This window comes from Psychromonas sp. MME1 (genome assembly GCF_041080865.1).
Taxonomy (GTDB): Bacteria; Pseudomonadota; Gammaproteobacteria; order Enterobacterales; family Psychromonadaceae; genus Psychromonas.
Map to the genome: position 1 here is coordinate 2,685,735 of NZ_CP160906.1, position 13,597 is coordinate 2,699,331.

Annotated in this window: 10 protein-coding genes; 6 read left to right on the forward strand and 4 right to left on the reverse strand. The window is 40.8% G+C overall.

Features of this window, described 5'->3' with window-relative positions; genetic code table 11:
- Positions 1-74: 74 nt before the first annotated feature.
- The 6 genes from AB2N10_RS12280 (at position 75) to glnG (ending at position 7,360) form a co-directional block, all read left to right on the forward strand.
- The gene (locus AB2N10_RS12280) at positions 75-581 is read left to right on the forward strand and encodes a glutamine synthetase beta-grasp domain-containing protein (protein ID WP_369433910.1); all 507 of its coding nucleotides are present in this window, start codon (positions 75-77) and stop codon (positions 579-581) included.
- Entirely contained in the window at positions 541-1,491 is a 951-nt protein-coding gene (glnA, locus tag AB2N10_RS12285) for a type I glutamate--ammonia ligase (protein ID WP_369434676.1), read from the forward strand. Before AB2N10_RS12280 ends, glnA begins: the two co-directional genes overlap by 41 nt.
- Before the next feature lie 283 nt (positions 1,492-1,774).
- Positions 1,775-3,949, forward strand: a complete 2,175-nt coding sequence (locus AB2N10_RS12290; protein ID WP_354622668.1) for a glutamine synthetase III — start codon at positions 1,775-1,777, stop codon at positions 3,947-3,949.
- Positions 3,950-4,231: 282 nt separating this feature from the next.
- Positions 4,232-4,780 carry a DUF4124 domain-containing protein gene (locus AB2N10_RS12295; RefSeq protein WP_354622669.1) on the forward strand — a complete coding sequence of 183 codons (549 nt, stop codon included), beginning with the start codon at positions 4,232-4,234 and terminating at the stop codon, positions 4,778-4,780.
- A 56-nt stretch (positions 4,781-4,836) separates the two neighbouring features.
- A complete protein-coding gene (gene glnL, locus AB2N10_RS12300; RefSeq protein WP_354622670.1) occupies positions 4,837-5,913 on the forward strand; it encodes a nitrogen regulation protein NR(II) in 1,077 nt (358 codons plus the stop codon).
- A 43-nt stretch (positions 5,914-5,956) separates the two neighbouring features.
- Positions 5,957-7,360, forward strand: coding sequence for a nitrogen regulation protein NR(I) (glnG, locus tag AB2N10_RS12305; protein ID WP_369433911.1), 1,404 nt, complete (start codon positions 5,957-5,959; stop codon positions 7,358-7,360).
- Positions 7,361-7,365: 5 nt separating this feature from the next.
- On the opposite strand, the gene AB2N10_RS12310 is transcribed toward glnG, so the two are convergent.
- The 4 genes from AB2N10_RS12310 to AB2N10_RS12325 are packed head-to-tail and all read right to left on the reverse strand — an operon-like array spanning position 7,366 to position 13,591.
- Positions 7,366-8,640, reverse strand: coding sequence for an AsmA family protein (locus tag AB2N10_RS12310; protein ID WP_354622671.1), 1,275 nt, complete (start codon positions 8,638-8,640; stop codon positions 7,366-7,368).
- The gene (recG, locus tag AB2N10_RS12315; RefSeq protein WP_369433912.1) at positions 8,627-10,699 is read right to left on the reverse strand and encodes an ATP-dependent DNA helicase RecG; all 2,073 of its coding nucleotides are present in this window, start codon (positions 10,697-10,699) and stop codon (positions 8,627-8,629) included. The genes AB2N10_RS12310 and recG overlap by 14 nt, the downstream gene beginning before the upstream one ends.
- 25 nt (positions 10,700-10,724) lie before the next feature.
- A complete protein-coding gene (locus AB2N10_RS12320; protein WP_354622672.1) occupies positions 10,725-12,101 on the reverse strand; it encodes a DUF3482 domain-containing protein in 1,377 nt (458 codons plus the stop codon).
- Positions 12,098-13,591: a DUF2868 domain-containing protein gene (locus AB2N10_RS12325; RefSeq protein ID WP_369433913.1), complete on the reverse strand. Its 1,494-nt coding sequence runs from the start codon at positions 13,589-13,591 to the stop codon at positions 12,098-12,100. The genes AB2N10_RS12320 and AB2N10_RS12325 overlap by 4 nt, the downstream gene beginning before the upstream one ends.
- Between the last annotated feature and the right edge of the window lie 6 nt (positions 13,592-13,597).

Below are 13,597 nucleotides of genomic sequence, written 5' to 3' on the forward strand. Positions count from 1 at the left end.
TTAGCTTTGTTGGAGTTCTAAATTATTTTTGTTATGGTTACCCTTCATTTTGATGTTAATTAGAGGTTCTAAACATGTCTGTAAAAACTGTGCAAGATGTTCTTAATTTAATCGAAGAGCAAGAAGTAAAATTCGTTGATTTACGTTTTACCGATACACGAGGTAAAGAGCAACACGTTTCGATTCCACATCACCAAGTTGACGAGGACTTTTTCGAAGATGGAAAAATGTTCGATGGCTCTTCAATTGCAGGTTGGAAAGGCATTCAAAATTCTGACATGGTATTAATGCCAGCGCCAGAAACAGCCGTACTTGACCCCTTTACAGATGATGTAACACTTAATATTCGTTGTGATGTATTAGAGCCTAAAACCATGCTCGGTTACGACCGTGATCCACGCTCTGTGGCAAAACGTGCAGAAGCTTACATGCGTTCAACGGGTATTGCTGATACGGTTTTATTTGGTCCTGAGCCTGAATTTTTTCTATTTGATGACGTTAAATACGGTAACTCTATGCAAGGCGCATTCTTCTCTATTGATGCAAAAGAAGCTGCATGGAATTCAGGAATCCTACGATGAAGGCAACACGGGTCACCGCCCTGGTGTTAAAGGAGGTTACTTCCCGGTCGCACCTGTCGATTCAGCGCAAAATATTCGTAGTGCAATGTGCTTAATCATGGAAGAAATGGGGCTAGTTGTTGAGGCTCATCACCATGAAGTAGCAACGGCAGGCCAAAATGAAATTGCCTGTCGCTTTAATACAATGGTTGAAAAAGCCGACGAAATTCAAATTTATAAATATGTTGTGCATAACGTCGCTCATGCATACGGTCAAACCGCAACATTCATGCCTAAACCGATTATTGGCGATAACGGCTCAGGCTGCCACTGTCACCAATCTTTAGGTAAAGACGGTGTTAACTTATTCTCGGGTGACCAATACGCAGGCCTATCGGAATTAGCACTTTACTATATTGGCGGTATTATCAAGCACGCTAAAGCCCTTAATGCATTTACCAATGCATCAACTAATTCTTACAAACGTTTAGTGCCACATTTTGAAGCCCCTGTCATGCTCGCATATTCTGCAGGTAATCGCAGTGCATCAATTCGTATTCCAATTGTACCTAGCGCTCGTGCTGCACGTGTTGAAGTGCGCTTTCCAGATCCAACAATGAATCCATACCTTGGTTTTGCTGCAATGTTAATGGCGGGTCTTGATGGCATTAAAAACAAAATCCACCCAGGAGAATCATTAGATAAAGATCTCTATGATCTTCCTAAAGAAGAGGCTGATGCGATTCCACAAGTAGCTGTTTCTTTTGAAGAAGCACTTGCAGCTTTGGATGCGGATCGCGAGTTCTTAACCGCTGGCGGCGTGTTCTCAGATGAGGCTATTGATGCTTACATCGCACTTAAAACAGCAGAGTGTGAGTCTGTTTCTCGTGCCACACACCCGAAAGAATTTGAACTATACTACAGCGTATAATTTAATTAATATCACATTGCATTAACTTTAAAAAGGGGCTTCATAGCCCCTTTTTTATTACCTGCAAAACCCCTCATTGACAATAATTTATAGCATGGATAGTATTCACTCCCACCAGCAAAAACATCAATATATTATAAAAAAAGTCACGCACTAGCGTAAACAACCAGAAGACAGCAGGTTGGTATAATTATTGCTTAATTACCAGCAGATTTTACATTTAACCTTTATAAATAACTAAGCTGAAAACAAACAGCCTTTTTACATAAGCAAGGAGCCCCACATGAGTGGAAACCAAGTCCGCCTACAAGCAATTGAACAAATTACTAATCGTGCACCAAAAGAGGTCGCTCAGCCTCAAGCATTAAACAAAATTTGGGCTGAAGATGTATTCAACTTCCAAAAAATGGAACAAGCACTTTCTAAAAATGCGTTTAAAGCCATTAAAAAAACAGCACAAACAGGTGCAGTATTAGACTCAGCAACGGCTGATGTTGTTGCAGCAGCTATGAAAGAGTGGGCTCTGAGCAAAGGCGTTAAATTCTTTTCTCATATTTTCTACCCAATGACGAACATCACAGCTGAAAAACATGATGGCTTTATTGTTACAAATTCCGATGGCGGCGCTATCTCTGAATTTACAGGTAGCTTATTGATTAAGGGCGAACCTGACGGCTCTTCTTTCCCGAACGGAAGCTTACGTATGACTAACGCTGCGCGTGGTTATACGGCATGGGATCCAACAAGCCCTGCATACATTATGCATACTGCTAATGGTTCTACATTAATGATCCCAAGTGTATTTATGTCTTGGACAGGCGAAGCATTGGATAAAAAAATCCCACTTCTACGCTCTATCTCTGCAGTAAATAAAGCAGGACAAAAAGTACTGACGTTAATGGGTGAAAAAGATATCGCACCTTTAAACTCAAGCTGTGGAGCAGAACAAGAGTACTTCTTAGTTGATGAAAACTTTGCAAATGCTCGCCCTGACCTATTATTAGCTGGCCGTACACTATTTGGTGCGCCACCTGCAAAAGGTCAAGAATTTGATGATCACTACTTTGGTGCAATCCCAGAGCGTGTACAAGTCTTCATGCAAGACTTCGAAGACACTCTTTATAAATTAGGTATTCCAGCTAAAACTCACCATAACGAAGTTGCACCTGGTCAATTTGAAATTGCACCTTATTATGAAGCGGCTAACGTTGCAGCTGATCATCAACAATTAATGATGACAGTGATGAAAAGCACGGCTAAAAAACATGGTTTCCTATGCTTATTGCATGAAAAACCATTCGCAGGTGTTAATGGCTCTGGTAAACATGTTAACTGGTCTATCGGTAACGCAACACAAGGTAACCTACTAGATCCAGGCAGTACTCCACATAGTAACCTTAACTTCTTACTATTCTGTGGTGCTGTTATTCGTGGTGTACACAAATATGGTCCATTATTACGTGCAGTAATCGCATCAGCTTCAAACGATCACCGTTTAGGTGCAAACGAAGCGCCACCAGCAATCATGTCTGTTTATTTAGGCGACCAATTGGAAAATGTCTTTAAAGACATTAAAGAAGGTAAACTATCTTCTTCAAGCACGGGTGGTTTAATGGATCTTGGTTTATCACAAATCCTACAATTCCAACGTGATCCAGGTGACCGTAACCGTACTTCACCATTTGCATTTACAGGTAACCGCTTTGAATTCCGTGCTGTGGGTTCATCACAATCTGTATCGGGTCCATTAGTTGCAATGAATACAATGCTTGCTGATTCATTAAACTGGATAGCGGAAAAATTAGAAGCAACACTAGCAACTTCTGCTGATCAAACAACTGCGGTTATCTCTGTATTAAAAGAGTTGATGGAACTTCACGGCAATGTTGTCTTTGGCGGTGACGGATATTCAGCAGAGTGGCATGAAATGGCAGTTTCTGAGCGTGGTTTGAAAAATCTACGTAACTCAGCAGATGCTTTACCTGAATTTAAAGCTGACTACATTGTTGAACTATTCAAGAGAACAGGCGTATTGTCTGAAATTGAATTAGCAAGCCGTTTTGAAGTTTATGCGGAACAATACGTACAATCAATTGCTGTTGAAGCGAATTTGGTTGTTGATATTGCAACAACCAAGATTTACCCAGCAGCTGTTAACTACTTATCTGAACTTGCTCTAACATCTTCTTCAATGCAAGATTTAGGGATTGAATTAGATACGTCATTAGCAGCAAGTATTGCTACAGAAGCAAATGCGATGATGTCAGCGGTTGCTAAATTAAAAGCAGCTAAGGCAACTCATGATTTTGCTTCAACAGAGGAACATTTACGTTTCTGTGCTGATGATATTCGTGACTTAATGAATACTGTTCGTGCACATGCAGATACGCTAGAAACCTTAGTGGCTGATGAATTATGGCCTCTACCTAAGTATGCTGAAATGTTATTTATTAAATAACCGTATCATGCAAGAAGTGGATAATTAAATCCACTTCTTGCTGTTTATATAACTCATGAATAAAAAGCATTTTTAATGCTAATGGTAAAACTCGTTAGCATTAAAAATGCAATTTCATAAAATATAATAACTTATATCTCTATATCCCTAAATAAGTCATATTATTAATATTGGCAATTGATTCACAATTTGCAAAAGCTTCTATTTATAAACAAGGGTTTTTATTGCCTTAATTGATATCATGATCCACAATTGAAGCAATAAATTCAAAGGGTTATTATTATGAAAAATGTATTATTTTGTTTATCTTTAGTGACGATTCTATGCACACCTATGCAAGCTGTTAGTGAGATGAAAATTTACCATTGGATTGATAAAGAGGGTAATAGCCACTTTTCAGATACTGCGGATCCGAATACTGAAGAGGTTCAACTTAAAGAGCAAAATGTATTTGTAGAAGAGTTTAGTGCTCCTCCCGCTAGCCCAACACAGGATATGCTAACGGACGAAGCTGTTATTGAATATGTAGCTACGATTGTGTCACCTACAGATGATCAAGCAATACGTAGCAATGAAGGCACTATTAATATTCAAGTATCCACGACGCCTGAAAAAGAAAACAGTCAAAAATTACAGCTTTATTTAGATGGTGTAGCACTAGGCCAACCGCAAATATCACCAACGATTAGCGCACAAAATATTGATAGGGGCACACATCAATTAGAGGTTCACTTAATTGATGAAAATGACAAATTGTTAGCTAAAACACAAGTTGTTACCGTACATTTACAACGCGTACACATAAATAGAGCAGTGGCAATCCCCAAATAATATGGCGAGTATCTGCTTCTTTATCGTGTAATTTTTAAAAGTAATGAGATACTTCTATGCTAAACAAGCAAATACAAACATCACCGCTGGCATTAGCATTACTTGAAGAAGCAAACACCGCCTTTATTGTCATTAATAACGATTTAAAGCTAATTTATGTTAATCCGGCTAGCGAATTATTGCTATCACAAAGCAAACAGCGACTTTACCAGCAAAATTTACAGCAGCTAGCGCGCCAATTTCACTTCAACCCGATTAAGATAAAAAGGCTACTTAAAAATAGAAATTCGTTCACAGAAAATGAAGTCGCTTTATTAGTTGATGGTCACCCGCTATTGATAGCGCTCAGTGCCACCTACTTAAATTTTGATGGTCAAGATAACGTTATTCTTGAAATGCGCTGCATTGAGCAGCAACTTAAAATTAGCCAAGTACATTATCAAGAGCATCAACAAAAAGCAGCCCAAGATTTAGTACGCGGCCTAGCCCATGAAATAAAGAATCCTTTAGGGGGATTACGAGGGGCTGCACAGCTTCTTGAAGGTGAGCTGCATAATCCTGAATTAAAAGAGTTTACACAAATAATAATTGAGCAGGCAGACCGCTTAAGTTCGTTAGTTAATCGCTTGTTAGGTCCACAACAAATTGGACTTCGCGCCACGGATAACATTCACTCAGTACTTGAAAAAGTGCGTAAATTAGTCTGCTTAAACTTACCCGATTTTATTACCATAAAAGTCGATTATGATCCAAGCATTCCCGATTTTGAAATGCAATCCGATCAATTACAGCAAGCATTCTTAAATATTATCCAAAATGCCGTGCAGGCCTTTGATTATAAAACAGAAAATGTAGGAAAAATAACGCTACGCACACGCACTGCACATCAAGTCACGATTAATGGATTACAACACCGATTAACGACGGAGATAAGAATTATCGATAATGGTGTAGGTATCCCCGACAATTTGAAAGATACCTTATTCTATCCCATGGTAACAGGCCGTAAAGATGGTACGGGGTTAGGGCTATCTATCGCTCAAGAGTTAATTAAACAACATAATGGTCGAATTGAATGCCATAGCATTCCCGGACATACTGAATTTTTAATCTATTTACCAATGACTATTTAAAATAATAACAATAAAAACAGTTAGCCATAAATAAGGAAATAATATGAGTGTGAAAGCTTGGATTGTTGATGATGACCACGCCATCCGCTGGGTGTTAGAGCGCACATTAAAAGCTGAAAAAATTGATCATGCCAGTTTTCCAGATGGAGAATGTCTATGGAAACAGTTACAGATAGAGCAGCCTGACGTAATTATTTCTGATGTCCGTATGCCGGGTATTGATGGCCTATCATTAATGGAACGTATCCACGAACGCTTCCCACTAATACCAATTATAATCATGACTGCTCATAGTGACCTAGATAGCGCTGTTAATGCCTATCAAAGTGGCGCCTTTGAATACCTACCCAAACCCTTTGATATTCATGAAGCAACGGCATTAATTCAACGTGCTATTAACCATAGTTTAGAGCTAAAACAAAAGAAAAAAGCGCCAGAAAGTGCCGTTTCTATGCCAGAAATTATTGGAGAAGCGCCGGCAATGCAAGAGGTTTTTCGGGTGATTGGTCGTTTATCACGCTCAAGTATGAGTGTCTTAATCAACGGTCAGTCTGGTACAGGTAAAGAACTAGTCGCTCAAGCCCTACACAAACATAGCCCACGTAAAGATAATACCTTCATCGCGCTTAATATGGCCGCGATCCCACGCGAATTAATTGAAGCGGAGCTCTTTGGCCATGAAAAAGGCGCTTTTACCGGAGCAGCTAATAATCGCCAAGGGCGATTTGAACAGGCCAATGGAGGAACCCTATTCTTAGATGAAATAGGTGATATGCCACTCGATGTTCAAACTCGTTTATTACGTGTACTTGCTGATGGCCAGTTCTACCGTGTTGGCGGCCACCAAGCGATTAAAGTTGATGTACGGATCATTGCCGCGACTCATCAAAATCTAGAGAGTAAAGTAAAAAGTGGTGATTTCCGCGAAGATCTATTTCACCGTCTCAATGTTATTCGCATCCAAATTCCAGCACTAAAAGAACGTCGCGAAGACATCTGCCTGTTAGCGCAGCACTTTTTACGAGAGATAGCAGCCGAACTCAAAGTGGAGAGCAAGCAACTTACCGATGAAACTAAGGCTTATCTCAGCCAACTACCCTGGCCTGGCAATGTTCGTCAACTAGAAAATATTTGTCGTTGGCTAACCGTGATGGCGAGTGGTCAAGAGGTTCATATTTCCGATTTACCACCTGAACTAACGGCACAAGAAGCACAATATACTGAAAATAATGCCCCCCTTTGGGAGCAACATTTACAGCAATGGACATTATCAGAGTTTAAAAAAGGTGAAGATAACGTACTAGCAAAGGCAATGCCTGAATTTGAACAAATAATGTTAAAAACTGCCCTATCATTTACGCAAGGTAAAAAACAAGAAGCAGCCAAACTATTAGGCTGGGGAAGAAATACATTAACACGCAAACTCAAAGAGTTTGATATGTCATAAGTAAGTCACTCTATTTTATTCCCGCTTTTATGCGGGAATATCATTTGAAATGCTTCGATTATCGTATCCTCCCATTGTAAATAAGCAAATTTTACACTGACATTACCCTGTTGCTCACTTTCATGCCAGAATTTTATCAGCTGATTATTTTCCACAAACTGCAGATCATCAATCTGCACTCTGCCTTTTTTAAGTTGTAAAGGTAACGCTGCATCGGCGCTACTGATATCTATATTATCTAAATGAGCGTACTTGATGAAGAAGCTAGAGATGGGTAGCACCGTTTTCTCCTCACTGCTCGTGATGCTTTTTGATGGCGTTAGGCGCTGTGGAATATGTATCTGCATATCTTTCATCTCTAACGATGATAAAGTAACATTTTGCACGGCAATAAGCGCATTAGATAACGGATTAAAAGCAAAGGTTGCCTCGCCCTGTAATTGTAATTCACCGGTAAAGATGCGTGCGAATAAGCGCTGTAAAATGAGCTTACTATTCTCTAACTGTAAGCTTAACTGCGCATCATCAACAACATCGGAAAATTCAGGGGTAATAACACTAATTTGACGAACAGCTAACATTAACTGCGCCTGTAGCGCTATCAAATCGAAATTAGTGTGCAAAGTAAAATCGTTAAGTCGCACAAAGCGGTCGTTTTGTAACTGCCAGTTAGCCTCTTTTAGTGCGGCTTGCCAATTTCCTTGCATCCCTGAATAAATAAATTGATTGTTACTAATAAGCGTTAAATGCTCACTACTTAAATCTAGTTGCTGTAATTGTAGATTGGTATCTTGGTAATGTATCTGTACATTAGCATCCACTATTGCTACTTTATCGATGGTCAAACTATTCCAAGGTAACAATGACTCGCGCCGAGGCGTTTGCTTTATTGGCTGTTGTGGGGCGTGATTAAGCTCGCTTAAGTTGCGTTCATCCCACCAAACATGCAAGCCCTGTAGTTCCACTGAGGCAATCTCTAAATGGCGATGTCGAAGATCCAATTGACGGCTTTTTATCTCTAATCGATCAAATGTTAATAGCGGTTGATCCTGATAACCAATGGCAACTGCAGAAAGCGTTAGCTGCGGGTTAAGCCAATCAGCCATTGTGATTTCTTCAACGCTAACTTGATATCCCGTCCGCTTTTCAATCTGCGTGGTTAGCCATGCGGAATAATCATTAATATCAAATAAGGCAATAAAGATCACCATCGCAGCGCTTAATAAAAGCAACATAAGCATGCATAAGCGCTTTATCAATAGTGCCTTAAGCGTGAACATATTGATCTTTATCTGCAAGCCAACGCTGCGTTAATGCAGGTATCAGCGCGGGATAAGCGGTGATGATTTGTTCAGCTAGCCGCTGAGACTGTGCAATTAGATGCTGATCCCTGATTAAATCAGCAATTTTAAAAGCAGCAACACCCGTTTGTTTTGTACCTAACACTTCACCGGGGCCGCGGATCAGTAAATCTTGCTCTGCAATATAAAAGCCATCGTTACTTTCTCGCAGAATCTGTAAACGCTTTTGTGAGGTTTTAGAGAGCGGATTTTTGTACAACAATACACAATGACTGGCCGTGTCCCCACGTCCAACCCGACCGCGTAATTGGTGCAATTGGGCTAACCCTAAACGCTCCGGATTCTCAATAATCATCAAACTCGCATTAGGGACATCCACACCAACTTCAATGACTGTCGTCGCAACCAAAAGATCTAACTCTCCCGCCTTAAAAAAATCCATCACATACTGCTTTTCCGCTGCTTTCATGCGACCGTGCACCAAACCGATACGCAAGTCGGGTAATGCCAATTGCAGGCTATTAGCCGTATCTTCCGCCGCCTGACATTGCAATGCCTCCGACTCTTCAATTAAGGTGCAGACCCAGTAAGCTTGCCGTTCTGATTTTTTACAGGATTGGTAAACTCGTTGAATGATATCGTCACGGCGAGTATCAGGCAAAACAACCGTTTGAATAGCGGTACGACCGGGTGGTAACTCATCAATCACGGAAACCGTTAAATCAGCATAGGCGGTCATAGCTAAGGTTCTTGGAATGGGGGTGGCGGTCATGGTTAACTGATGTGGTGATAAGTCATCGCTACGCCCTTTCTCACGTAACGCTAACCGTTGATCTACCCCAAAGCGGTGTTGCTCATCGACAATAATCAAAGCCAAATTATTAAACTCAACGCCATCTTGGAACAACGCATGAGTTCCTATCACCATTTTAGCTAATCCTAGGGTAATATTTTCTAATTGATTACGTCTCTCTTTTACCTTCATTTTACCACAGAGCATACCGACAGAAACATCCAATGGGGCAAACCATTTCTGGAAATTAATAAAATGCTGCTCCGCAAGTAATTCAGTCGGCGCCATTAAAGCGACTTGATAACCCGCTTCGATAACCGCCAGTGCGGCACTAGCTGCGACTAATGTTTTCCCCGACCCCACATCGCCCTGAACCAAACGCATCATTGGCACCCCCTGCTGCAAGTCAGTTGCAATCTCTTGACTTACTCGGCGTTGTGCATCAGTTAAAGCGAAGGGTAAACTATCGAGTAATCGCCGTGGTAAGTCACCTTCGCTTGCAATGCTTACGGCACGATGACGCTGCATATCAACGCGCATGGTTAACATACTTAACTGCTGCGCCAATAACTCTTCGATAATTAAACGCTGCTGTGCGGGATGTGTTTTTGTCTCTAGCTCTTCAATGCTGGCATCGGGAGGTGGGCGGTGAATATAAAAAAGCGCATCACGTAAACTAATGGGGTGCATTAAAAGGTGCGTAGGCAATAATTCATCTATATCATTTTGCTCTAAAAAAGCTAAGGCCTGTGCAGATAAATTACGCAGGCTATTTTGCTTGAGCCCCTCCGTTGTTGGGTAAACAGGGGTTAGATTCTCTTCAACTAATGTGTTTTTCAAACTTTTAACAAAGCTGTAATCAGGATGAGTAACCTCGATCCCTTGATAACCGAAACGAAACTCACCAAAGCAACGGACTTTACTACCGACCTTAAAGCTGTTCTTTTGTGCGGCGTTAAAGTGAAAAAAATTCAACGTCACCGAGCCACTCTGATCCGCAATTTTACATTTTAAAATCGACCGCTTTCCATTCTGTACGTTACAACTTAACACCGTCCCAAGCACAGTTACTTGCATACCATCTTGCAAATCGGCCATGGCATAAACACGGGTTCGATCTTGATAATGTAAGGGCAAATGGAAAAGAAGATCGGCAACATGATAAAGTGAAAGCTTGGCAAGTTTCTCCGCAACTTTGACCCCAACACCTTGCAGCGCCGTTAATGGAATTTTATCTAATTTCATTTATCTCCTTAAGTGCACTGCTAGACTAATGATGCATCGCTGCTGCTAACGTGTCGATAAACTGTATTCGTTTACTCTCTTTATTGTCTACGACACGACCATTTAGTGATGACCAATCAGGATGACTCCGCGCTCGTCGCAACCATTTATGCCAATGTTGAGGTAACTCAAGCTTTTCTTTGCCTATCTCTAAATCTATTTTATCAAAGCTAGCATGCCCCCTTTGTTGCAAAATCTGTAGCAATTTATTTTGTCGCAACCACAAAACCTGTAATGTGACATCATCAAGACAAATATAACGAGAGCCAGTGACTTTCGCATATATTTCATCATAGTAACGTTGCTTCACACTCCATAGTGCGCCAGCAACCCCTCCGGTTATCGCGGCCGCACCAAGCGACATGCCAGCAGTCATTAAATCAATCGCGACACCTGCACCAACCCCTTTAGCAATATTGCCAGTGATATTAATGCCAAGCTCCTGTAAATTATCAGCGGAAAAAAGATCCAAGTGCCAACCATCCTGTGCAACGGGGAGCTGACTCTCCTTCACATCTTCTTGACGAAACTGGTACAGGGTTAATAACTCAGCAACACACTTATTCTCTGCTTTGCGTATCCTTCGCTGCAGTTCTTCACTGCATTTCTGTAATGCTTGCTCGCTATTATCGACCTGATAACGCAGGGCGGCACACTCAACAAATAATTTAGCAACAATTTGTGTCGCCAACTCAAAAGTGTCTGCCCATTGCTGTTGGCGCTGTAATATTAATTGATTTAATAGCCCCTCTTGATCCGGTAAAAGTGTTTGCATTTTTTGATAAATTTTCATTTCATCTGAAAAATCAAAATGAACATTATCAAAGCTCACATAGGCATGAAAATTTAAACGCGCAAGTTGTTGCTTCCACAACGCCAAATGTTCACCACCTTGCCGCGTGAAATTAAGCACAGGAATCACCGGTTTGGCTGCATAACTTAAAATTTGCAATTCATCTCGATATTTCCCTAGAATAGGCTCTCGCAGGTCGATGACGTAAAAAATAAGGTCGATATCTAAGAGTGCACGTAACACCTTTGCCTCTTGATCTAGTTCGGGGTAACTCGGCAAATGGTCAAGGAAATAACGCAATCGTTCAACCCCATCAACGGAGTGTTCAGGGAAAAACTGACTCAAAATATGAAAAAGACGGATAGAATCTTCTAATCCCGGTGTATCGAATAACGCGAGGCGATTCTCCTCGCCAATATTCACCGCGCTACCTTCAACATGGCGGGTCGTTCCCGCTTGGTCGGCAACCTCACCAAATTCGCTATCACGTAATAGAGTCCGTATTAACGAGGTTTTTCCCGCGTTAGCATGGCCAACAACGGCCACTGACAGTTGACCTATAGCCATCATGCACCCTCATTATTACAAGTGAACTGGATAACATTATCCAAACAAAGATTAGCTTGTGCAGCTGCACTATACCAATCACTTCGACGTTTTTCTTTATTCTCCTGAGGCTGCTTATTTTCATCGATTAGCAGCAAATATAACGATCCTTCCATTGACCGTTTTAAGGTAGATAATAGACGCAATAGGCCTCGATCGGGTAAACGTAACAAACTAACATAAACGACAAGATGCATATGCTGGAGGGTCGCAATATTGGCTAACATAGCTTGCTGGGAATCAAAGTCACAAACGTTTTGCAGGCAGGGTAATTGTTCAGGGCAATATTCACGAACATGTTGCTCACAAATGGCCAATTGCGATTCAGATAACTCCAATGCTACGGGGTAAAAAGTCGCAGGTAAAGCGGCCGTAGAGATGTGCGCATCAACGGGAGTATATGAACGATTGAGATGCCTATCAGGGTCGCTAATACCTAAAGATGTCACATTGGGCTTTAATACTTGCCTTAACTTTACATAGTAGGCAAGGCTAAAGTCTAATGTGAAGTTATTTTTATTCACCTTGGATAACAAGGACATTAACCCCCACAGAAAGAGGCGAGGTAGCATGCCGTAAATAATAAAACTACTAATTAATAAAGTTGACCACGCTAAACGGCTCGCCTGTTCATCGGCCAATACATTTAACGCACCTAAATGGCTTTCTTGAATCTGTGCGATATTGGGTACTAACACCCCCAATTGCCCAGGAAGATAGGCGAGCAGTTCTGTTAACCACTGTAGATTAGCTACCGACAATATGCTGCTTTGCCAGATAAAATCAACTTGATGTGTCGCAAGCATAGCAACCAACATGAGCGTTGCACCGAGAAAATAGCTAAACCATAATCGATGGGTTAAAGCGGAGAGTTGGTAGCGACCTAATTTATCAGTAAAAAAGACGGCAAAATAACATTTAAAGAGCGTCCAAAAATGCACATCCTGTGATGCATTCCGATTAAAACGCTGTTCAATTTTCCTACATATATACATACAACTACGGAGCAGCCAGCCTTGAGTTAACTCCTTAGATTGAAAAAAAAAGAGCAACCAAAGCAGTAAACTAATCATATTAGGAATAAAAAAAAGAGTAAAAACCCAGAAAAAATTGATTTGAGAGTCGGCAACAGTAAAGAAAAACTGCTTTACACTAAGCCCTCCAATGATCAATACAATCAGTGATAATACTCTGAATAAATTCATTGTTAATCGCTGAAAATGAACAAAATGAGCCGAGATATGTAACGTACTATCTAGTTTTTGAGCTCGCTCTAATAGCAATAATTCAAAGGTTTTATCTTTACTAGTACTGACTGTAGTGGTTAAAACAGGCAACTCACCCTCAATTGAACGCACCCCTTCAGCTAATAGTCTCTGCTTAAATAAATCCAATGAATGCTCCTTAGAGACGGTTAATCCATTTATAAAAGAGTAGTAGATAGAAACACTCAAACAACA